This window comes from Streptomyces sp. NC-S4 (assembly GCF_054353315.1).
In genome coordinates this window covers 1450078-1471912 of sequence record NZ_CM135937.1, presented here as the reverse complement: position 1 = coordinate 1471912, position 21835 = coordinate 1450078, and the positions used below count along the sequence as shown (strand labels likewise).

Below are 21835 nucleotides of genomic sequence, written 5' to 3'. Positions count from 1 at the left end.
TGAGGGCACGCGCGCGTCGGGGCGTGCCGGGGTAGGGAACGGTCCGAAGCTCGGGGGTCCCTATATGCGCAGGAGCTGCAATTCGCTCAGTGAGGGTGGCGCGCGGCCGCCGACCGCACCGCTCGTGCCGATCCCGGGACCGAGGACCGGTACGGCCGCGACGCCGCTCGGGGCGGCGGCCGGGGAGGGCAGCACAGGGGCGCTCGCCGTGCCCGCGGCGGCGCAGGTCGCGTCCGCGTGCTCGGTGTGCCCGCCGTTTTCGTCGCCGGCCGGCTCATCGGCCCGTACGGCGCGGTCGTGCCGCATCGCGTGCCCGTCGGCGGCGGGCGTGCCGTGCGCGAGGGCCGGCTCGTGGGCGGCCGCGCACCCCGGTGCGGCGGCGGGAGCCGGAACGGCGCCCGGACCCAGGCCGTGCATGGCCACGAGGCCCACCAGCACGGCCAGGACCAGCAGGAGGTGGGAACGCAGCGCGAGCGGCTTCATCGCGCGCGTCGCCTGGTGATCCATACCGGCATCGTAGGCGCCGGCTCCGCACGGGGCGAAGCCGGGGCGGCGCCCCCTCCCCGAGCTGCGCGCGGACGGGGGCACGGGGTGCCGGCGGCTGCGGCCACCGGCACCCCGTCCGTACTCCTACCCGTACCGGTCAGGCAGCGGCGGTCCTGCGTCCTTCCCCGGCCTGTGCGGGTGACAGCCGGCCGCTACGGTGCAGCAGGTGGAGCGCGGCCGCGCAGACCAGGCCGAGCGACCCCAGCGCCACCCAGGGCAGGGCGGGCACCCCGGCGTCGCGCGCGGCGTCCAGCGCCACGCCGGTCAGGAGGTTGCCGACCGTGATGCCGATGCCGCAGATGGTGTTGTACAGGCCGTAGTGCGTGGCCACGAGACGGTTGCCCGCGAGGCGGACGATGGTGTCCATCTCGAAGGGGTAGGCGATCATCGTGCCGAGCGCGAGCAGCAGCGCGGACATCGCCGGTGGCAGGGCCGCCGCCAGCCACAGGCCCGGCCCGCTCTCCGGTACCGGTACGGCCGGGGCCAGTGCGGAGGCCAGGAGGAGGGGGACGAAGGCCGCCCCCATCGCCAGGAGTCCCCAGGTGAGCGCCCGGCCCGGTGCCATCCGGGCCTTGCACCAGGCGGTGACCTTGGTCTGGAAGGCGATCGTGCTCAGCCCGGAAACGGCGAACAGGACCGCCACCGCGGCGGTACCGGACTGCCCTTCGCCGCCCAGGCGCCCGACCTCCAGGGGCAGGGACAGGTAGACCTGGAAGGACATGACGTACGAGCCGGTCATGGCCAGCGAGAACAGCAGGAACGAACGGTTCGCGAAGAGCCCGCGCCACTGCCGCAGGACTCCCTCGCGCGCCCCGTCCGAGGTGTCGGTACGGTCGGGGCGGCGTGCGGGCAGGGCCCGGACCTGGACCACGCCCAGGATCGCGAAGATCCCCGCGGCCGTCAGGCAGGTGACGCCGAAACCGATGCCGGTGAGACCCATGCCGACCAGCGGGCCGAGCAGGATGCCCGCTTGGTAGAACACGTTGAACAGGGCGAACGCCTCGACGCGCCGCTCGCCGGCGTCGGCCGCGAGGTAGGCGCGGGAGGCGGGGTTGAAGAGGGCGCCGGCCAGGCCGGTCGCGGCGGACGCGGCCAGGAGGGCAGGGACGGACTCCACCAGTCCCAGGGTCGCGAAGCCCGCGGTACGCAGCACCAGACCGGCGATGATCATGGGCTTGTAGCCGAGGCGGTCGGCCAGTGTCCCGCCGATGAGGAACATGCCCTGCTGGCTGAAGTTGCGTACGCCGAGGATCAGCCCGACCAGCCAGCCGGCCAGGCCGAGCGGCCCGGCCAGGTGGGTGGCCAGGTAGGGCATCAGCATGTAGAAGCCGAGGTTGATGGTGAACTGGTTGACCATCAGCAGCTGGACACCGGTGCCGTACGAGCGGACCTGGGCGATCGTGTCCTTCACCGGGTCCGCCCCTGCGGGTCCTTCGCGCGCTCGCCGCCTGCCTCGCCGCCCGCCCCGTCGTCGGTTCCGTTCGTCCAGCCTCGGCCGGAGGCGAGCGGATCGACGACGGCGGTGCACCGGGTCCAGCGGGTCACCTCCTTTTCGTCCGTCCGGCCGATGAGGTCCGGTTCCGGCGCCGGAGGCGAGTCGAGCAGTCCGTGGGCGGCGCAGTAGCCGTCGTCGTAGACGGTTCCGAGGTACCGCTGGGGGCCGTCGGGGAAGACCGCCGCGATGCGCGCGTCCTTCGGGAGCGTGCGGGCCAGCCAGCCGGCCACCAGGGCCACCGCGCCGACGCTCCATCCGCCGGTGGCGTAGTAGGAGCCGGCCAGTTGGCGGCAGGTCCACACGGCCTCGGCGGGGGAGACCCAGTGCACCTCGCTGAAGTGGTCGTAGGCGACGTTGCGGGGGAAGATGCTCGAACCCAGACCGCGCATCAGCCGGGGGCGGGCGGGCTGCCCGAAGATCGTCGAGCCGATCGTGTCGACTCCCACCAGCGTCAGGTCCGGATAGAACTGCCGCAGCACACGGGAGATCCCCGCGGAGTGGCCGCCCGTGCCGACGCTGCACACCAGCACGTCGATGTGGCGCAGTTCCGTGGCCAGTTCGAGGGCGAGCGGGGTGTAGGCGCTCGTGTTGTCCGGGTTGTTGTACTGGTCGGGGCACCAGGAGCCGGGGTGCCGTGCCATGAGCTGCTGCACGCGGTCGCGGCGGGCCTGCTGCCAGCCGCCCGTCGGGTGCGGCTCGGCGACCACGTCGACCCGGGCGCCGTACGCGGCGAGCAGCCGGGTCATGGACGGCTCCAGGCCCGGGTCGGTGACCAGGGAGACCGGGTGGCCGTGGACCATGCCCGCCAGGGCGAGACCGAGGCCCAGGGTTCCGCTCGTGGACTCGATGACGCGGGCGCCCGGCTTCAGGTCGCCGCGGGCGCGGGCCCGTTCGACCATGTGCAGGCCGGGACGGTCCTTGATGCCGCCGGGGTTGAAGCCCTCCAGCTTCGCCCAGAAGCCCCGGCCCGCCGGCGCGAGCGGTTCGCAGATGCGCAGGAGCGGGGTGTTGCCCACCAGCTTCGACAGGGCCGAGCGGCCGGTGGGAGAGGTGTCGGTGGTCGAAGAATGCATGATGCTGCCTTCGTTCGTTCGGTGATGGCGTCGGCTACTCGTTCGCGTGGCATGCCGTCACCGGCGGGCATGAGCGGGGCTGGGCCCCGGCCCGGCGGGCGGCATGCGGCAGCCGCGGGCGGCTGCGGAACGAGCGGCCTAGATCAGCCACCGGCAAACGTCGGCGAGCGTGGAACGGCCGGTGCGGGCTATGGGCGGTCTACCGGAGCGGAGAGCGGCGGACGCCGCCCGCGTCCCCGGCAGTGCGTCGGCCCGCGCCGAAGGAGGCGTCGGCGCACCGGGCGTGGAGGCCGGGCCCTGCGGCTCGCTCGTCGAGGCCCACGTGGTCAGGCAGGGCGAAACACAGGCGGACCCGTGTTCGTGCTGCGGGCCGTCCGGCGCGGCCGGAGCGGCCGGCGCCGACAGGGACAGGTGCCGGTGGCCGTCGGTGACGAGGTACGACGAGCAGTGGACGGCGGCCAGGAGCAGCACGCTCAGCACACAGGCGAGCAGGACTCCCGGCCAGAGCCGGACCCGGCGGGTCCGGCGCGGCGAGTGCGGGCGGAGCACAGATCCTCCGAGCGGCAGTCACGCCCCAGCCGTGGGGATGGGAGGCGATGCGGGCGGTTGCGCGCACAGGCAGCAGGGCTTCAGGTGCCACGAGCAACCTATGCGCGCACGGGACGTCGGCGGGAACTCCGACACGCCTACACCCGAAGGACGACCCGTGATCCGGAGCCCTCGGTCGGAGCGCCGGCGGATGGCCCCGTCCCGCTCGGGGACGACGCCGTCCGCACCTCGCACGGCGCGTCGGCGCGCTCGTGCTCGGCGGCCGCACGCGACGGTGCGCCCGACCGGCGCGCACCCTCGACCTCCGCGTGGCCCTCCCCCTCGGAACAGCCCGCGCCGGATGTCACGGCCGGGCCTGCCGCGTCCATCGAGGAGACGGAGGTGCCCCGCGCGGCAACAGTCTCCCCGTCGTGCGCCGTGTACGAGGAGCAGCACACGCCGAACAGGCCGAGCAGGAGCACGGCAGCCAGCCCGGCAGGGACCAGCCGGCACACCCGCGAGAGGGCCGACCGGCCGCCCGAACGCGACCAAGCTGTCATCACGCCGTGATCATAGCCAGCGTCCCCCGGACCGTGCGCCCGATCCGGAAGGGCCTGCGCTCCAACTCCGCTTGCCTGCACGGACCGTGGGAGGGCTCAGACCTGCGTCGACGCGCCCCGAGCACGCGGCACCCGCGCACCGCCGAGCGGACCGGAACGGCCGGAACAGGCCCTCCTCACCGTGAGGTGGACCTGAAGCACTCCGGTCCACACGAGCGCCGCGCCCAGCAGGTGGAGCATCACGAGCAGCGAGGGCAGGGCCGTCAGCGACTGCACCAGCCCCACGAGGCCCTGCCCGAGGAGCACGGCCACGAAGACGACCGCCTTGCGGCGCGCGGCGCCGAAGCCGCTCCGGGGCAGCACCGCCAGCAGGGCTCCGGCCAGGACCAGGACCGCTCCGGCCAGCACGCCGTGGACGACGGTCACCGCCGTCCAGTCGAAGGGCATCCGCGCCACGTCGGACGAGTCGCCCGCGTGCGGACCGGAACCGGTGGCGAGCGTGCCCACGACGACCAGGAGGGCCGTCACCGTGACCAGGGCCCCCGACAGCCACCGGATCCGCCCGACGGACCCCGGCCCGCCGGGCCCCGAGCCGTCGGCACCGGCGTCGACACCGCCGTCGGCACCGGCGTACGCCGCGTGCCAGGTGTACACCGCGGCGGTGAGCAGCAGCGTGGCGGCGAGGAAGTGCGCGGCGACGATGTACGGACTCAGCCGCATCCACACGGTCACCCCGCCGACGACCGCGTTCAGCACGACGATCCAGAACTGCGCCCAGCCTCCGCGCAGCACCGCGGGCATCGGCTTCTCCTGGAGGCGCGCGGCGATGATGACCCAGCCCACCACCGCGCACAGCACCCCGGTCAGCAGCCGGTTCCCGAACTCGATGGCACCGTGCACCCCCAGCTCCGCGGTGGGGGCCAGCGTCTCTCCCGTGCACATGGGCCAGTCGGTGCAGCCGAGACCCGAGCCCGTGACGCGGACGACTCCGCCGGTCACGATGATCGCGATGCTCGCCACGACGGAACCGAGCGCGGCCCGCCCGGCGCTCCTCGCCCCGAGCGAGTACCGGTCGGCAAGCCATGAGAAGGGAGTGCGCACGATCAGCCTTCCGTTGTTCCGCCTTCCCGGCAGCGGAGCGGAAGCCCAGCGTACGCGGGGCGTTCGGCCCGCCCTGACGGGGCGTCGCGCAACGGCCCCCGCGTTCATGACCGCCGGCGGCTCAGCCGCCTCTGCTCCATCCGGTCGTGCTGGAATACGAGTCGATCAGGTCCACCACGAAGACCAGGGTCGAGCCCGCCGGGATCAACGGCGAGGGCGACTGATCGCCGTAGCCCAGACGCGGGGGAACGATGATCTCGCGCCGACCGCCGACCCTCATCCCCCTCACTCCCCGGTCCCAGCCCTTGATGACCCTGCCGCTGCCCACGGCGAACTTGAACGGCTGCCCGCTGTCCCAGGAGGCGTCGAACTCCCTCCCGGACTCGAAGGTCACCCCGACGTAGTGGACCCTGACCACCATGCCCGGCTTCACCTCGGGCCCGTCCCCGACGACCAGGTCCCGGACGGTGAGCTCGGTGGGAGCGTCACCCTGCGGAACGCCGACCTCGGGCCTGGTCGGTTCACTCATCGCAGCCGCTCACTCTCCGTCGAAAGCCCCGCCCGGATCGGCCGGACACCCCGGACACCCTATGCGGCAGCCGGTCACGTCACCGAGAACGCCGCTCCCCGACGCTCCCCACGAGGTCCGGATCACCCGAGTCGTCAACCTGATCCCTTGGGAGACCTTCACCCGGTACGTGGACACCCGCCCCGGGACCTCGGACGCCCGGGGCCGCGCCGTGCGGCCCGCACGCCTCGTACCGGGGGGCGGCCGCCGGCTCGCCGGGCCGGCTCGCTCCCGGCACCTCTCGGCTACCGTCTGCGATCGAATCGCTCGACAGTCGCTCTGCGTGAGGAACTTCATGTCCGTACCGAGCGTCGCCCCCTCCCGCTTCACCGTCCGGCTCCTCGACGGCTTCGCCGTGCGCTGCGCCGACCGTGCCGTAGCCGTGGCGCCCAGCGGGCAGCGGCTCGTCGCCTACCTCGCACTGCGGATCGGTGCCGGCAGGTCGGTGGCCGCGGCCGCGCTCTGGCCCGAGGCGTCCGAGGGGAAGTCTCAGGCCAGCCTGCGGACCGCGGTGTGGCGGGTCAACCGGGCGGCGCCCGGCCTGGTCGTCACCCGCGGGATCCACGTCGCACTGGCACGGGACACGGTCGTCGACAACCGTGAGTTCACCGCCCGCGTCAGGCGGATGCTGCTGCCGACCTCCGGCGCCCAGCCGCCACCGGTGGACGACGACGGCTACGCCTGGCTGCTCAGGGGCGGGGAGTTGCTGCCGGGGTGGTGCGACGACTGGGTGCTGCTCGAGCAGGAGCACACCCGTCAACTCAGGCTGCACGCACTGGAAGCGGCAGCCCATCGCATGGCCGCGCGCGGCAGCTACGCGGGCGCCCTGGAGCTCGCCTTCGAGGCCGTTCGGCTGGAGCCGCTGCGGGAGAGCGCGAGCAGGGCGGTCATCGCGGTGCACCGCTCGGAGGGCAACACGGCCGACGCCGTCCGGCACTACGAGTGGTTCCGTCGGCTCCTCGACACGGAGTTGGGACTGCGGCCCTCCGCGCAGCTGACGGCGCTTGCCCGGGGGCAGATCGTGACTCCGCGCGGCCCCACCGGTGATCGACCGGTGACGCCACGGTGACACGCACGGGATAAGCCTTGCACAACAGATGGCCTGGCGGAGGGAAAGCCGATGGCGGTGCAGTTGTCCTATCCCGGCGTGTATGTGGAAGAGCTGCCCAGCGGCGTGCGCACGATCACGGGTGTCCCCACCTCGATCACGGCCTTCGTCGGCCGCGCCCTGCGCGGCCCGCTCCACGCCCCCGTGACACTGACGTCCTACGCGGACTTCGAGCGCAGCTTCGGCGGCCTCTGGTCGGAGAGCCATCTCGGCTACTCCGTAAGGGACTTCTTCCAGCAGGGCGGCGGAGTCGCCCTCGTCGTGCGGGTCCACGCCGGTGCCTCCAACGACACCGCCGTCATCAGCCTGGGAACCGGCAACAGGCGGCTGAGGCTCAACGCGGCCTCGCCCGGGCTCTGGGGCGCGAAGCTCAAGGCGACCGTGGACGACGACGTCCGGCTGAACGACGACGGCACGAAGGATCCGACGCTGTTCAACCTGACCGTCCTCGACACGGCGACGGGCGTCAAGGAGGTGTTCCGCAACGTCTCCTTCGCGCCCGGCGCCGGCCGTCGGGTGGACCTCGTCCTCGCGGCCGAATCGCAGCTCGTCAGGGCCGACCCGGCCCTCCCGACCCAGCCGCAGAGCGGCTTTCCGGTGGAGGCCACCGCCACCGGAGGGGCCGACGGCGGGCCGATCACCGCAGCGGAGATCACCACCGGCGCCAACTTCGAGGCGGACAAGAAGGGCCTCTACGCCCTGGAGCGCGCCGACCTGTTCAACCTGCTCGTCATCCCGCCCTATTCGGGCACCGGCGAACCGGGCGACCGCGACGTCGAGAGCCAGGTCGTCACCTCCGCCCTCGCCTATGCCGCGAAGCGGCGTGCCGTCGTCGTGCTCGACCCGCCCCAGGCCTGGACGACGGTGGCCCTGGCCACCGCCGGCGCGGCCACGTTCACCAGCAGCAAGAACGCCGCCGTCTACTTCCCCCGGATCAAGCAGCCGGATCCCCTCCGGGACGGCCGGGCGATGCCCTTCGCCCCGTCCGGCGCGGTCGCCGGCGTCATCGCCCGGACCGACGCCGAGCGGGGCGTCTGGAAGGCCCCGGCCGGGCTCGACGCCACCCTGTCCGGAGTCACCGAGCTGACCCTGCCGCTGACCGACGGCGAGATCGGGCAGCTCAATCCGGTCGCGGTGAACTGCCTCCGGCTGGCACCCGGCGCGGGGCACGCCGTCTGGGGGGCCCGCACCCGCAACGGCGCGGACCGGATCGCCTCGGAATGGAAGTACCTACCGGTGCGCCGTACCGCCCTGTTCATCGAGGAGAGCCTGTTCCGCGGCATCCAATGGGCGGTCTTCGAACCGAACGACGAGCCCCTGTGGGCCCAGCTCCGCCTGAACATCGGCGCCTTCCTCAACAACCTCTTCCGGCAGGGCGCCTTCCAGGGCAAGACCGCACGCGAGGCGTACTTCGTGAAGTGCGACGCGACGACCACCACACAGACCGACATCAACCTCGGCATCGTCAACATCCTCGTCGGCTTCGCCCCGCTCAAGCCCGCCGAGTTCGTCGTCCTCCGGCTGCAGCAGATCGCCGGCCAGATCCCCGCCTAGGAGCCGACACCATGGCACAGTTCAGCGTCAACGCCCAGCGCTTCGACCCGTACAAGAACTTCAAGTTCCGGGTGAAATGGGACGGCCGCTTCGTCGCCGGCGTGAGCAAGGTGAGCGCCCTCAAGCGCACCACCGAGGTCGTCGAGCACCGCGACGGAGCCGACCCCTCCACCGCGCGCAAGTCGCCGGGCCGCACGAAGTACGAGGCCATCACCCTCACCCGCGGCGTCACCCACGACGTCGAGTTCGAGCGCTGGGCCAACAAGGTCTGGAACTTCGGCTCCGGGATCGGGGCGGAGGTCTCCCTCAAGGACTTCCGCAAGGACCTGATCATCGAGCTGTACAACGAGGCGGGCCAACTGGTCATCGCCTACAAGGTCTTCCGCGCATGGGTCTCGGAGTTCCAGTCCCTCCCCGAACTCGACTCCAACGCCAACGCCGTGGCCATCCAGACGCTCAAGCTCGAACACGAGGGCTGGGAGCGGGACGTGGACGTGGTCGAGCCGCAAGAGCCTTCGTTCGTCGAACCGTAGGAGGGGACGTGCGCACACTGCCCGCGGGAGAGGTGCTGCGGTTGTGGGAGGAGTGCCGGGACGCGGTCCCGCAGACGCGTGCCCTCGCCCTGGCCGCCGCGGCGGACGACGACATCGATCCCGTCCCGCCGGCCGAGCGGCCCGTCGGCCGCGTCACCGCGCTGCTGCTGCGCCTGCGCAACGCCTTGGCCGGTCCGCGGATGACGGCCACGGTCGACTGCCCGGGGTGCTGCGGGACCGTTGAGTTCCAGGCCACGACCGAAGCGCTGCTCGCACTAGAGGACAAGATCGTCGACTCTCCGCCGCCCCTGCTGCACGGCGGGTACGAGGTGGTCTGGCGGTGCCCGTCGTACGCGGATCTCCGGGCGGTGGCCGAACGGCCCGAGGCCCGGGACCCGGACCGCGGCGCACTGCTGCTGCTCGAACGATGCGTGCTGGGCCTGCGCCATGACGGGCACGGGGCGGCGCCGGGCGCAGCGGATCTGCCCGACGCGGTGCGTGAGGCGCTGACCGGTGCCATGTCGTCCGCGGACCCGCTGGCGGACCTGCTGGTCGACCTCCGGTGCCCCGACTGCGCGCACGCGTTCACAGCCGACTTCGACGTGGCCTCGTTCGTGTGGGCCGAGGTCGAAGACCGCGCACGGAAGCTGCTGCTCGACGTCGACGTGCTGGCCCGCGCCTACGGCTGGTCCGAGAGCGAGGTGCTCGCGCTGAGCGAGCCGCGACGGGCGAGCTATCTCCGCATCGTCACAGGGGAACTGCCATGACCGATCTGCTGCACCGCCTCGCGTCCCGGGCCACCGGCCGGCGCGGCCGGCCCGCCACCGTCCCGCTCCTGCCGCCCCGTCCCGCCGCCGACCGGATGTCCGGGAAGCCCGTCGGGCCCGGCGAGGACACCCCGCAGGAGGACGTACGGGACGCGGCCGTGCACGCGCAGGACGGCGAGCCGTCCGCTCGGGGCACCGGGACGGACCGCGGTCCGGCCGCGGACGGGCCCGTCCCGCCCCCCGCGGCCGCGCCGCCCGGTCCGCCCGTCGCCCTCCCCGCCCCCGGGGCTCCGCCTCCGGCGGCACCCGTCGCGGACGCCGTGCGGCGCGCGACGCCCCCCGGCTCCGAACGCCGCATCGAGGCCGGGGACATCGCGCCGAGCCCGCGGCCGCTCGCCGTACCGGCCGTTCTTGCGCCCGCGCCCGCCGAGGCGCCGCCGGACGGCACACCGGCCGAACGGGCCCCCGCCGATGACGGCGGCGCCTCCCCGGCCCCGCACGGCCGGCTGGAACCGGGCGAGCGCCGACCGCACCGCCGTCCGGTGGCCCCCGGCCGGGATCCCGCACGGCCGGCGCGGCGGCAGGGAGCACCTGAGGTCCCGGTCGTCCGCCCCGTGCCGGTCCCCGCTCCGGTCCCCCCGCCCGCGGGTCCCCGTTCCGCAGCGCCCCCGTTCCTCTCCGCCCCCGCCGAGCTGGCCCTCGCCGTCACCATCACCATCGGCAGGGTCGAGATCCGCGCGGTCCCCCCGGCGGCCCCCGCGTCCGTCACCCCGGAGCCGGACGGCGCCCTGCGCGGCGGGAGGGGAGCGGGCACCGGCACGCTGTCCCTCGGTGAGTTCCTCCGCGGCACCAGGGACCCGCGATGAGCGCCGTGCGGCCGCAGGTGCGGATCGTCGTCGACGAGGTCGTGCTGCGCGGCCTGACACCGGACCAGGCCGGTTCCGTGGTGTCCGGTCTCGAACGGGCCCTCGGCGCACTCGCCGCCGGAGCCGACCCCGCCGCCCTCACCGGGCGTGCCCTGCCGGTGGTTCGTTCCCGGCTCGCCCGTACCCCCGCACCGAGCGCCGCCGCGCTGGGCGCGCAGGCCGCGACGGCGATCTGGGCGGCCCTGGGAGGCGAACGGTGATCTCGCCCCGTGTCGTCAAGGGAGGCCTCGTCGAAATCGAGGCGACCAGCGGCCGGGTCCTGCGGACGATCGCGCTCCAGTACAACCCGGACGCCCTCACCCGCACGGTCGCCGTCCAGGCCGCGGGCGGAGACCCCGGCCAGGCGCTGCGGCTCAAGGGCGTCGCCGTCGAGACGCTCCGGCTGGAGGCGGAGATCGACGCGACGGACCGGCTCGAGTTCCCGGCCGAGAACCCGGGAACGGTCGAGTTCGGCGTCCACCCGCAGCTCGCCGCCCTGGAACTCCTGGTCAACCCGCGTGCCACCACGCTCGTGGACAACGACGCCCTGGCCGCCCGGGGCATGCTGGAGGTCCTGCCCATGGAAACGCCGCTGACGCTGTTCGTGTGGAGCAAACAGCGCGTCGTACCGGTCCGGGTGACCGAGCTGTCGATCGCCGAGGAGGCCTTCGACCCCTCGCTCAACCCGATCCGGGCCAAGGTCACCCTCGGCATGCGCGTGCTGTCCGTGGACGACCTCGGCTTCGGCCATCGCGGGGGAGCGCTGTTCATGAGCCATCTGCGCAACAAGGAGGCGCTGGCCGCCCGCGCCGGTTCGGCCGCCCTGTCCGCCCTCGGGCTGGAGGTGATCTGAGGTGCCCGACCCGCTCCAGGCACTGCTCGCTGCCGGTGCCGTGCCCACCGTGGCGCTGCCGCCGACCAGCCGCTACGCCGAGGCCGGTGTCACGGCCCACGTCCGCCCGCACGGGCCCGGCGAGGAACCCGCGCCGCCCGTACCGTACTTCCGCCGCCGGCTGTGCCCGTCGCCGGAACGCTTCGCGCTGCTCCACGAGTACGCGACCGTGGCGGGCGACCGCCGGGACCTGCTCGCGGCGGGCCTGCTGGGCGACCCGGAACTGTGGTGGCGGCTGGCCGATGCCAACGGGGTGATCGACCCGGCCGGGATGACGCTGCCGCCGGGACGCCGGCTGCGCGTCACCCTGGCCGAAGGCGTGCCCGGAGCACCGGATGCGTGACCTGCCCCCGGGCCCCGTCCGGCTGCAGTTGTTCCTCGGCCCGGCCGTCCCCGTGCCCGCGCCCCGATTCGTGCTCGACGCGCTGACCGGCCTCAAGGTCGAGAGCGGCGCCGGGGACGCGCAGAGCGGGTTCGAGCTGACCTTCTCCATCCCCAACGACTCCCCGGTCCAGGCGTTCTTCCCGGTCACCGTGCCGGTGTTCCGGTGCGTCGTCGCCGTCACGCTGCGCGGCGTCACCGAAGTCCTCGTCGACGGCGTGGTGACCCACCAGGACATGACGGCGGCCGGACCCGTGTCGGTGCTCCACGTGAAGGGCAAGGACATCAGCTGCGTCATGGACCTCGTGCCGTTCGACGGCCTGCCCTACCCGGCGATGTCGCCGGCCGTGCGTGCCCTGACCGTCCTCGCGAAGTACGCGGCACTGGGCTGTGCGCCGGTCGTGATCCCGAGCCTGCTGGAGGACGTACCGATCCCCGTCGACCGCATCCCCGTCCAGCAGGGCACCGACTACGCCTACGTCATGGCCCTCGCCAAGGAAGTCGGCCACGTCTTCTACATCGAACCGGGACCGGTGCCGGGGGTGAGCAAGGCGTACTGGGGGCCGGAGATCCGGCTCGGAGCACCGCAGCCCGCGCTCAACGTCGGCCTCGATGCCGCCCACGACAACGTCGCCACCCTCAACTTCACGTTCGACAAGGAGAAGAGGGAGCTTCCCATCGTCGCGATCCAGGAACGCACGAGCAAGGCCCCGCTGCAACTGCCCGTCCCCGACGTCGCGCCCATCCGGCCCCCGCTGGGACTCGTCCCCCCGCTCCCGCCGAAGCTGCACCGGATGACGGACACCGCGAACCTCACCCCGCTCGCCGCCGTGATGAGGGGCGTCGCCCACGCCGCCCAGCACTCCGACGCCGTGTTCGCCACCGGCACCCTCGACGTCGCGAAGTACGGCCATGTACTGCGGTCCCGCAGGCTGGTGGGGGTGCGCGGCGCGGGCACCGCCTTCGACGGCCTCTACTTCGTCACCCGCGTCACGCACGACATCCGGCGCGGTTCCTACACCCAGACGTTCTCGCTCGCCCGCAACGGCGTCGTCTCGACCGTCCCGGCGGTGCCGGTATGACCCAGACCCAGACCCCTGCCGTGACCGGCTTCGTCGGCAAGTACCGGGGCACCGTCGTCAACAACGTCGACCCGCTGCAGATCGGCCGGATCCAGGCCGTCGTCCCCGACGTGTCGCCGAGCGCGTCCTCGTGGGCGATGCCCTGCCTGCCCCTCGCCGGGATCAACACCGGAGTCTTCACCCTGCCACCCATCGGCTCCGGAGTCTGGATCGAGTACGAGCACGGCGACGCCGACCACCCGGTCTGGGTCGGCGGCTACTGGGGGAGTCCGGCAGAGGTCCCCCTGCTGTCCCGCACGGTGCCGCCCGGCGTCGCCGGCATCACCCTGCAGACCACGCTGAAGAACGGTCTGGTGATCAGCGACGCACCGGGGCCGACGGGCGGGATCCTGATCACCACCGCGACCGGAGCCATGATCTCGGTCAGCGACGTCGGCATCGTCATCAGCAACGGCAAGGGCGCGACGATCTCCCTGACCGGACCGACCACCGACATCAACCTCGGCGCGCTGACGGTGGTGTGAACGATGCCCGGACCCATCCTCCACCTCGGCGCCACCGTCCTGTGCACCCACGCCGGACAGGCCACACCGGCCACGCCCTTCCCCCGGGTGACGGTCTCGGGTCAGCCCGTCGTCACCCTCGCCACCCCGTACGTGGTGGCCGGGTGCGGGCTCACCGGCACCCCCACCCCACCGTGCGTCACCGCCCAGTGGATGGCCGGCGCCGTGCGGGTGCTGGCGGGCGGCACGCCCGTCGCGCTGCAGTCCGGCACCTCGATGTGCACCCCCACCGGTACCCCACTCGTCCCGTCGGCCGCCCAGACCCGGGTGATCGCCTCATGAGGGAGTCGGCATGACCATCGATCATCCCTACCGCATCGGCGGCAGCGGTCGCACGGCGACGACCGATCCGGACGACCACGTGCGCGACATGATCGAGCAGCTGCTGCTCACCTCGCCCGGAGAGCGGGTGATGCGGCCCGACTTCGGGGCGGGGCTCCTGCAACTGGTCTTCGAACCGGGCGGCCCCGAAGCCGCCGCCACCGCGCAGTACCTCGTGCAGAGCGCCCTCGAGCGGCACCTGGGCCAGGTCCTGACCGCCGACCGGGTCGAGGTGGAGGCCGTCGACTCCGCCCTCCTGATCACCGTCTCGTACGTGGTGCTGCGCACCCGCAGCCGCGCGGTCGCCACCTTCCGCACCCCCGGTGGCCGCCCGTGACCCGCTTCCCGTGCGCCAAGCCGCACCGCCTGCTCGCGCTCCAGCAGGCGGGCGCCCTGAGCGACCTCAACGGCATCGAGTACGTGGAGGTCCTCGACACCGCCGCGCCCTCCCCGTACCTGCGCCAGCGCATCCTGTACGTGCGGCTGGTGCGGCCCGTCCCCGCCGGACTCGACCGGGACAACGTCGTGGTCGAGGGCGGCGAGCGCATCCCGGCCGTGCCCGTCGAATGGGCCGCGGCGGGCGACAGCCCCGGCGTGCCGCCCGAACTGCTCGTGGGCATCGACGAACCCGACCACGTGCTCGTGGTCCGCACCGCGCAGCGCGGGGACTTCTCCACCTACCGGCTGCGGCTCGTCGCCGGCCCGGGCTCGGACCTGCCGCCCCCCGGCTTCGACGCGCCGCTCGCCGAGGCCGAGTTCGCGTTCAAGGTCGAATGCCCGGGCGAGTTCGACTGCGCCACGGCCGACACCTGTCCGCCCGAGCCGGACGCCACGCCCGCGATCGACTACCTCGCCAAGGACTACCAGGGATTCCGGCGCCTGATGCTGGACCGGATCTCGCTGCTCGCACCCGAGTGGACCGAGCGCAACCCGGCGGACGTCGGAACGGCCCTCGTCGAACTGCTGGCCTACGCCGCCGACGAGCTGTCCTACCGCCAGGACGCCGTGGCGACCGAGGCCTACCTCGGCACCTCCCGGAGCCGGATCTCGCTGCGCCGGCACGCCCGGCTCGTCGACTACCGCGTCCACGAGGGGTGCAACGCCCGTGTCTGGGCGCGGATCGGCGTCGAGCCGGGAGCGGCGGTCACCCTGCCCGCGGGCACCCAGCTGCTCACGACGGTGCGGGACGTGCCACCGGTGGTGAAGCCGGGGTCCCCGGCGCACCGGTCGGCGCTGGCGGCGCAGCCGGTCGTCTTCGAGACCGTCGAGCCGGCCGTCCTGCACGCGGATCTCGCCGAGATGCGCTTCCACACCTGGGGCGACCAGGGCTGCTGCCTGCCCACGGGAGCCACGGCGGCGACCTTGCGCGGCGCCCATCCGCAGCTGCGGGCCGGTGACGTCCTGGTGCTCGCCGAGACTGTGTCACCGACCACCGGGCGGGCCGTCGACGCCGACCCCACCAGGCGGTGGGCCGTCCGCCTCGTCGACGTCCGCGGCGCCGAGGACCCGGTGGGCGGCCTGTTCGAGGAACCCCGGACCGCGGATCCGCTTCCCGTGACCGAGATCGCCTGGCACGAGGAGGACGCCCTGCCGTTCCCGCTGTGTCTCGGCGTGGTCGACGGCGGCCGGGAGACCGCGCGCGCCTGGGGAAACATCGTCCTCGCCGACCACGGGCAGGGCGTCCCCGGCCCGGACGGCCCCGGCGAACCGCTCGGCGAGGTCCCGGCATCCCGTCTGAGCAGGGTGGCCGGGCCGGGCCGGACCGATGCCGCCGCACCGGGCCCGGTACCGGCCCGCTACCGCCCCACGCTCGCCCGGGGCCCGCTCACCCACGCCGGCGCCCACCCCGCCCCGACCCTGTTCCGGCAGGCCGCCACCCCGGCCCTCCTCGCCGAACTGACCGCGCTCACCTACGGCGAGGAACTCCGGACGCTGCTGGCCGCCCACGGACGCCGGCCGGCCGGCGGCACGGTCACCGTCCGCGGCGCCGACCCCCTCTGGTCGATCAGCGACGGCACGACCGTCCTGCGCGTCATCCGCTCCGGGGGCGAACTCCTCGTCTCGGAGCGGCCGCCGCCCGCGTCGGCCGTCCCCGCCGCCGAGCCCCGCGCGGCCCGCCCGGCCATCGGCCTCGTCGGCGACCTCGGCGGGGACCGCCGGGACTGGCAGGTCCGGCCCGACCTGCTGGACAGCCCGCCGACGGCCGTCGACTTCACCGTCGAGGCCGAACACGACGGGACCGTACGGCTGCGCTTCGGGGACGACGAACACGGGATGCGCCCCAGGCCGGGCACGCGCTTCTTCGCCCGGTACAGGGTGGGCAACGGCCGCGCGGGCAACGTGGGCGCCGAGTCGATCACCCACGCGGTGACGTACGTCGCCGAGGTCGTCTCCGTGTCCAATCCGCTGCCCGCCGCGGGCGGGACCGATCCCGAGTCGGCGGGAGAGATCCGCCGCGACGCGCCCCGGGCCTTCGCCGTACAGGAGCGGGCGGTCACCGAGGCCGACTGGGCCGAGGTGACCGAACGCGTCGGCGCCGTGCAGCGCGCGGCGGCGACGTTCCGCTGGACCGGCTCCTGGCACAGCGTGTTCGTCACCGCGGACCGGCAGGGCGGCAAGGCCGTCGACGCGGACTTCGAGCGGGACCTGCGCGCCCGGCTGGAGCGGTACCGGCTGGCCGGCTACGACCTGGAGGTGGACGGTCCGGTGTTCGTACCCCTGGAGATCGGGCTGCGGGTGTGCGTGGAACGCACCCATCTGCGGTCCGACGTCGGGGCGGAGGTGCTCGCCCGGCTCGGCGACACCGACCTGCCGGGCGGTGGCCGCGGCCTGTTCCACCCCGACCGGCTCACCTTCGGCGGGCCGGTGCACCTGTCCACGGTCCTCGCCGAGGTGCACGCCGTGCCCGGCGTGGAGTCGGTGGACGTCCACACCTTCCGGCGGCAGCGCCTCCCGGAGACGAGCGGTCTGGAGAACGGAGTCCTGGAGATGGGCCGCCTGGAGATCGCCCGCCTGGACAACGACCCCAACTTCCCCGAGCGCGGCATGCTCGACCTCACCCTGGGAGGCGGCCGATGACCGCGACGATCCCCGCCGGAACCGAAGGGACCTGCGGCTGCTGCTCGGGCACCTCCGCGCGTACCCCCGCCGTCCTCGGCAACCGGCCCGGGCTCTCGGAGATCGCCTACCGCAGCGGCGTGCACGGCGACTTCCGGTCGAGCATGGTCGCCGCCCTCTCGGACGCGAGCCGATCCCGGCTGGCCCGGCTGCTCACCCGCGACCCCGGCGATCCGACGATCGCCCTGATCGACGCCTGGGCGGTCGTCTGCGACGTCCTGACCTTCTACAACGAGCGTCTCGTCAACGAGTCGTACCTCCGCACGGCCACCGAACGCGTCTCGCTCCAGGAACTGGGCAGGCTCGTCGCCTACCGCCTCTCGCCCGGCGTCGCGGCCGAGACCCACCTCGCCTTCTCCCTGGAGAAGCCGCCGTCGACCGGGCAGCTCACCGGACTGCCGCCCGACCCCGGCCTGGTCCCCCCGGCGCCGCCCACGGCCGTCGACCTGCCCATCGGTCTCAGGGTCCAGAGCGTGCCCGGCCCCGGCGAGCTCCCCCAGCTGTTCGAGACGGTGGAGGAACTCTTCGCCCACGCCGAATGGAACGCCCTGCCGGTGGTCCCCACCAAGCCCCGTCCACCCGTCAAGGGCAGCGTCGACGCCTGGTTCGACGGCGACGCCCTCCCCGTCCGGACCGGCGACGCGATCCTCTTCGCGAGCGACGACCTCGCCCATGACAAGTGGGACGTGCGGCTGGTGACCGCCGTCGAGCCGGACCCGCCGCACCGTCGCACGTACGTCCGCTGGGACCGGGGGCTCGGCTCGGACACCCCGTACAACGAACCGGCCGCCCGGCCGGAGGTCTTCGTCCTGCGCAAGCGGCTGCGGGTGTTCGGCCACAACGCGCCGGTGTGGCGGGCGATGAACGAGGAGTTCCGCGAGGGCTATGTGATCGCGGTCGGCACGGGGCAGGCGAGCGACACGGAGTGGCCGGAGTTCGCCGCCGTCACCGAACACGACGCGTCCGGGGAGATCGTCACCGTGGTCGACCTCGACGGATCGCAGCCCGACGTCGTGGCCGGGTCCTGGGTGGTCCTCTCCCAGGAACACACCGGCCATGACACCGCCTTCTACCGCGAGCTCTACAAGGTGGAGGACCGGACCGAGTTCTCCCGGGCCGGGTTCGCCGTGTCGGGCACCGTCACCCGGCTGACCCTGCGGGGCGAACAGCCCCCCGCGGACCGGAACGGGGCCGACGGGCATTCCTTCGGAACACCGCGCGACGTGACCGTCTTCGCCGTCTCCGAACCCCTCACGCTCGTCGAGGCACCCGACACCACCGCCGTGACCTCACCCGCTCTCCTCGTCGAGGGCGACGCCACCGCCATGCTCCCGGGCCGCCGGCTCGTCCTGTCCGGACGGGTCGACGGACGGCCCGGGGAAGCGGCGGCCGAGCTCGTCGTCCTCGACTCCGTGCGCGCCGAGGGCGGCCGGACCCTGGTGACGCTCACCGCGCCGCCCCTGCACCGCTACGAACGCGTGACCGCCGTGCTCTTCGGGAACGTCGTGAAGGCCACCCACGGAGAGACCGTGCAGCAGGTCCTCGGCGACGGTGACGCCCGCCGCCCCTTCCAGGCCATGCCGCTGCTGCACGCCCCGCTCACCCACGTCCGGGCCGACACCCCGCAGGGCCACGCCTCCACCCTGGCCGTCCGCGCCGACGAGGTCGCCTGGCGAGAACGTCCCACCCTGTACGGGGCGGAGCCCGGCGACCGCGTCTTCACCACCCGCGACGAACCCGACGGCTCCGTGGTGGTCGCGTTCGGCGACGGCGCACACGGAGCCCGGCTCCCCTCGGGCTCGCACAACATCCGTGCCACGTACCGCAAGGGCGCCGGCCTGGCCGGCAACCTGCCCGCCGACCGGCTCTCCCAGCTCATGGACCGGCCCCTCGGAGTCAAGGCCGCCACCAACCCGGTCCCCGCCGACGGCGGAGTCGACCCCGAGGACGAGGCGCACGCCCGCGTCTCCGTGCCGCTCACCACCCGCACCCTCGGCCGGGCCGTCTCGCTGCGCGACTACGCCGACTTCGCGCTCGCCTTCGCCGGTGTCTCGCTCGCCCGTGCCGACGTGCTGCGGCTGCCGGCCGGCCGGACGATCGTCGTCAGCGTCTGCGGCCCCCTGGGCGCCGAGGCCCCCGCCGCCACCGTCGCCCACCTCACGGCCGCCCTGCGCCGGTACGGCGACCCGCTGGCCCGGGTCGAGGTCCTGGCGGCCCGTCAGGAACGTTTCCGGCTGGGCCTCAAGGTCCGGGTCGACCCCGACCGCGAGGCGAAGACCGTTCTCGCCGCCGTCGAGACCGCACTGCGGGCCGCGTACGCGCCGCTCGTGCTCGGCATCGCCGCACCGGTGCACAGCTCCCGCGTGGTGGCCGTCGCGGCGAGCGTGCCGGGCGTCGTCGCCGTGGACCTGGACCTGCTCTACCGCCGGCGGCCGGGCCTGGAGAGCCGCCTCGTCGCCGCCGGGGCGTCGGTCGACGCCCATGGCAGGGCGGTCCCGGCGGAGTTGCTCGCCCTCTTGGAAGCTCCCTTCGACCGGCTGCAGGAGATGCCGTGACCACACCTCGGCCCGAACCCACCACCGCCGACCGGCTGTACGCCCTGCTGCCCGAGGTGTACCGGCTGCGCGACGCCGAACACGGCGGCGTACTGCGCGAGTTCGTCGACCTCCTGGCCACCCAGCTGGTCGCCCTGGAGGAGGACCTGGAGCAGTTCTACGACGACCAGTTCATCGAGACCTGCGCGCCCTGGGCGGCGCCCTACATCGGCGACCTCATCGGATACCGCCCGCTGCACGGCGTGGCGGACCGGGTCCGCTCACCGCGCGCCGAAGTGGCCCACACCATCGCCTACCGGCGCCGCAAGGGCACGGCCGCCGCACTGGAACAGCTGGCCCGGGACGTCACCGGCTGGCCGGCCCGCGCCGTCGAGTTCTTCGAACGCCTCGTGACCACCCAGTACATGAACCACACCCGGCTCCACGCACGCGCCACCCCCGACATGCGGGACCAGGAGCCGCTGTCCTGGGGCACACGGATGAACGGGGCCTTCGACGACCTCGCCCACACCGCCGACGTGCGCGCCATCTCCGCTCGCCCACCGCACCACGCCGGGCGGCACGCCATTCCCAACGTCGGCATCTTCCTCTGGCGCACCGAGGCCGTGCGCCTCGACCGCACCCCGCTCACCCCCCACACCACCGGTGACCGGCGCCGGTTCCGTTTCGACACACTGGGCAGCGACTCGGCGCTCTTCGCCCCGCCGCGCACCGAGGAGGAGATCACCCACCTCGCCGAGCCCGAGGACGTGCCGCTGCCGCTGACGCGCCGCCGACTCGCCGCCCGCCTCGACGCCTCGTACGGGAACGAGCGCGCCCTCCTGCTGGCAAAGGCAGTCCGCGACCCGGCCGGTGCCCGGAACCTCACGCCCGTGCCGTCCTCCGACATCACCGTCTGCGACCTGTCCGACCTGCCGGGCGGCTCCGGTGCCTGGGCGCACCGGCCCGCGGCGGGCAAGGTCGCGGTCGACCCCGAGCTCGGGCGCGTGTACTTCGGCACGGCCCTGCCCGCCACCACCGAGCCGGTCGCCACCCACCACTACGGGCTCGCCGTACCGCTGGGCGCCCGGGGTTCGGCGCGCGGCGGGGCGACGCCGCCCCTTCCGCACCGCGAGGTCGCCGACGGCGAGGCTCCGCAAGCCCTCCTCGACGGGCTCGCCGACGGCGGAACGCTGCGGATCACCGACTCCGACCGGTACGAGGCCCTGCACACCGTGCGCACCGCCACGGCCGGAGCAGGCAGGCCCGACACCGTCGTGTGGGTACGCGCCGACGACGGCGCCCGCCCCACGGTGGTCGTCCCGGACGGCCTGCGCCTCGCGATGGGACCGCGCACCACCGTCGTCCTCGACGGCCTCCTGGTCACCGACGGGCCCGTCGTCCTGGAGGAACACGGCGACGGGGGCAACCGCACCGTCGAACTGCACGACTGCACCCTGGTCCCCGGCGGGAGCCGGACCGCGGACGGGCAGCCGGCCCATCCCGAGCGTGCCTCCCTGCTCATCCTGGACCCCTTCGCCACCGTACGGCTGAACCGGTGCGTCCTCGGGCCGATCGTCGCCGTCGAGGGCGCCGACATCACGCTCACCGACTGCGTCGTCGACGCCTCCGCCCCGATGGCCGTCGCCCACTGCGGGCGTCCCGCACCCGCCGACGGCACCCCGCGCACCGTCCCCGACGAGGCCGCGCGGGCCACCGGCACGGGCGCCGAGCCCGGAGCCCGCCTCCATCTGAGCGAGAGCACCGTCATCGGCGGCATCCACGCCGTCGAACTCGACGCGTCGAACTCCCTCCTCGTCGCCGAACTCGCCCCGGGAGACGTGCGGGAGGCCGCCGTCTGGGCCCGGCGCCGCCAGCAGGGCTGCCTGCGCTTCAGCTACGTGCCGGAAGGCTCGCGCACCGGCCGCCGCTACCGCTGCCGGCCGGACCCGGCCGATCCGCCCGGCACCCGGCGTGCGGACCGCCCGCACTTCACCTCGCTCCGCTTCGGCGACCCCGCGTACGTCCAGCTCGCCGCCGCCACGCCGGACACCGTCCGGCGGGGAGCCGACGACGAGGGCGAGATGGGCGCCACCCACCTGCTGTTCACGCCCCGGCGGGAGAGCGATCTCCTGCTGCGGCTCGACGAGTACCTCCGCTTCGGACTCGAAGCGGGCTTCTTCTACGCGACCTGAGCAAGGAGGCCT

22 protein-coding genes are annotated in these 21835 nt (G+C 73.8%); 15 read left to right on the top strand and 7 right to left on the bottom strand.

Annotation, left to right across the window (positions count from 1 at the left end):
* Window positions 1-60 precede the first annotated feature (60 nt).
* The 7 genes from ACXNSR_RS06145 to ACXNSR_RS06115 all read right to left on the bottom strand — a co-directional run bounded on the left by ACXNSR_RS06145 (window position 61) and on the right by ACXNSR_RS06115 (window position 5832).
* Window positions 61-507: a DUF6153 family protein gene (locus ACXNSR_RS06145; protein ID WP_458641131.1), complete on the bottom strand. Its 447-nt coding sequence runs from the start codon at window positions 505-507 to the stop codon at window positions 61-63.
* 136 nt (window positions 508-643) lie between these two features.
* Window positions 644-1957, bottom strand: coding sequence for an MDR family MFS transporter (locus tag ACXNSR_RS06140; protein ID WP_458641130.1), 1314 nt, complete (start codon window positions 1955-1957; stop codon window positions 644-646).
* Entirely contained in the window at window positions 1954-3114 is a 1161-nt protein-coding gene (locus tag ACXNSR_RS06135; RefSeq protein ID WP_458641129.1) for a PLP-dependent cysteine synthase family protein, read from the bottom strand. The genes ACXNSR_RS06140 and ACXNSR_RS06135 overlap by 4 nt, the downstream gene beginning before the upstream one ends.
* A 138-nt stretch (window positions 3115-3252) precedes the next feature.
* Entirely contained in the window at window positions 3253-3663 is a 411-nt protein-coding gene (locus ACXNSR_RS06130) for a hypothetical protein (RefSeq protein ID WP_458641128.1), read from the bottom strand.
* 137 nt (window positions 3664-3800) lie between these two features.
* Window positions 3801-4205, bottom strand: a complete 405-nt coding sequence (locus ACXNSR_RS06125; RefSeq protein WP_458641127.1) for a hypothetical protein — start codon at window positions 4203-4205, stop codon at window positions 3801-3803.
* Between the two features lie 93 nt (window positions 4206-4298).
* Window positions 4299-5303: a COX15/CtaA family protein gene (locus ACXNSR_RS06120; RefSeq protein ID WP_458641126.1), complete on the bottom strand. Its 1005-nt coding sequence runs from the start codon at window positions 5301-5303 to the stop codon at window positions 4299-4301.
* 121 nt (window positions 5304-5424) lie between these two features.
* Complete coding sequence (locus ACXNSR_RS06115) at window positions 5425-5832, bottom strand: FKBP-type peptidyl-prolyl cis-trans isomerase (RefSeq protein ID WP_458641125.1); 408 nt, start codon at window positions 5830-5832, stop codon at window positions 5425-5427.
* Between the two features lie 334 nt (window positions 5833-6166).
* On the opposite strand from ACXNSR_RS06115, the gene ACXNSR_RS06110 reads away from it, so the two are divergent.
* The 15 genes from ACXNSR_RS06110 to ACXNSR_RS06040 are packed head-to-tail and all read left to right on the top strand — an operon-like array spanning window position 6167 to window position 21823.
* On the top strand, window positions 6167-6940 hold the full coding sequence (locus tag ACXNSR_RS06110) for an AfsR/SARP family transcriptional regulator (protein ID WP_458641124.1): 774 nt from the start codon (window positions 6167-6169) through the stop codon (window positions 6938-6940).
* Between the two features lie 51 nt (window positions 6941-6991).
* Window positions 6992-8533: a phage tail sheath family protein gene (locus ACXNSR_RS06105; protein WP_458641123.1), complete on the top strand. Its 1542-nt coding sequence runs from the start codon at window positions 6992-6994 to the stop codon at window positions 8531-8533.
* Window positions 8534-8544: 11 nt separating this feature from the next.
* The gene (locus ACXNSR_RS06100; protein WP_458641122.1) at window positions 8545-9066 is read left to right on the top strand and encodes a phage tail protein; all 522 of its coding nucleotides are present in this window, start codon (window positions 8545-8547) and stop codon (window positions 9064-9066) included.
* Window positions 9067-9074: 8 nt separating this feature from the next.
* Window positions 9075-9833, top strand: a complete 759-nt coding sequence (locus tag ACXNSR_RS06095; RefSeq protein ID WP_458641121.1) for a hypothetical protein — start codon at window positions 9075-9077, stop codon at window positions 9831-9833.
* A complete protein-coding gene (locus tag ACXNSR_RS06090; protein ID WP_458641120.1) occupies window positions 9830-10699 on the top strand; it encodes a hypothetical protein in 870 nt (289 codons plus the stop codon). Before ACXNSR_RS06095 ends, ACXNSR_RS06090 begins: the two co-directional genes overlap by 4 nt.
* A complete protein-coding gene (locus ACXNSR_RS06085; protein ID WP_458641119.1) occupies window positions 10696-10959 on the top strand; it encodes a hypothetical protein in 264 nt (87 codons plus the stop codon). The genes ACXNSR_RS06090 and ACXNSR_RS06085 overlap by 4 nt, the downstream gene beginning before the upstream one ends.
* Window positions 10956-11591 (top strand): hypothetical protein, encoded by a 636-nt coding sequence (locus ACXNSR_RS06080; protein ID WP_458641118.1) that lies wholly within the window; start codon window positions 10956-10958, stop codon window positions 11589-11591. Before ACXNSR_RS06085 ends, ACXNSR_RS06080 begins: the two co-directional genes overlap by 4 nt.
* Before the next feature lies 1 nt (window position 11592).
* Window positions 11593-11973, top strand: coding sequence for a hypothetical protein (locus tag ACXNSR_RS06075; protein WP_458641117.1), 381 nt, complete (start codon window positions 11593-11595; stop codon window positions 11971-11973).
* Window positions 11966-13093 carry a hypothetical protein gene (locus ACXNSR_RS06070; RefSeq protein WP_458641116.1) on the top strand — a complete coding sequence of 376 codons (1128 nt, stop codon included), beginning with the start codon at window positions 11966-11968 and terminating at the stop codon, window positions 13091-13093. The genes ACXNSR_RS06075 and ACXNSR_RS06070 overlap by 8 nt, the downstream gene beginning before the upstream one ends.
* The gene (locus ACXNSR_RS06065; protein ID WP_458641115.1) at window positions 13090-13617 is read left to right on the top strand and encodes a phage baseplate assembly protein V; all 528 of its coding nucleotides are present in this window, start codon (window positions 13090-13092) and stop codon (window positions 13615-13617) included. Before ACXNSR_RS06070 ends, ACXNSR_RS06065 begins: the two co-directional genes overlap by 4 nt.
* A gap of 3 nt (window positions 13618-13620) precedes the next feature.
* Window positions 13621-13938 carry a hypothetical protein gene (locus ACXNSR_RS06060; protein ID WP_458641114.1) on the top strand — a complete coding sequence of 106 codons (318 nt, stop codon included), beginning with the start codon at window positions 13621-13623 and terminating at the stop codon, window positions 13936-13938.
* 10 nt (window positions 13939-13948) lie between these two features.
* Window positions 13949-14314 carry a GPW/gp25 family protein gene (locus ACXNSR_RS06055; protein ID WP_458641113.1) on the top strand — a complete coding sequence of 122 codons (366 nt, stop codon included), beginning with the start codon at window positions 13949-13951 and terminating at the stop codon, window positions 14312-14314.
* Window positions 14311-17055, top strand: a complete 2745-nt coding sequence (locus ACXNSR_RS06050; RefSeq protein WP_458641112.1) for a putative baseplate assembly protein — start codon at window positions 14311-14313, stop codon at window positions 17053-17055. The genes ACXNSR_RS06055 and ACXNSR_RS06050 overlap by 4 nt, the downstream gene beginning before the upstream one ends.
* Window positions 17052-19649 carry a putative baseplate assembly protein gene (locus ACXNSR_RS06045; RefSeq protein WP_458641111.1) on the top strand — a complete coding sequence of 866 codons (2598 nt, stop codon included), beginning with the start codon at window positions 17052-17054 and terminating at the stop codon, window positions 19647-19649. Before ACXNSR_RS06050 ends, ACXNSR_RS06045 begins: the two co-directional genes overlap by 4 nt.
* Window positions 19646-21823, top strand: a complete 2178-nt coding sequence (locus ACXNSR_RS06040; RefSeq protein ID WP_458641110.1) for a hypothetical protein — start codon at window positions 19646-19648, stop codon at window positions 21821-21823. Before ACXNSR_RS06045 ends, ACXNSR_RS06040 begins: the two co-directional genes overlap by 4 nt.
* Window positions 21824-21835 lie beyond the last annotated feature (12 nt).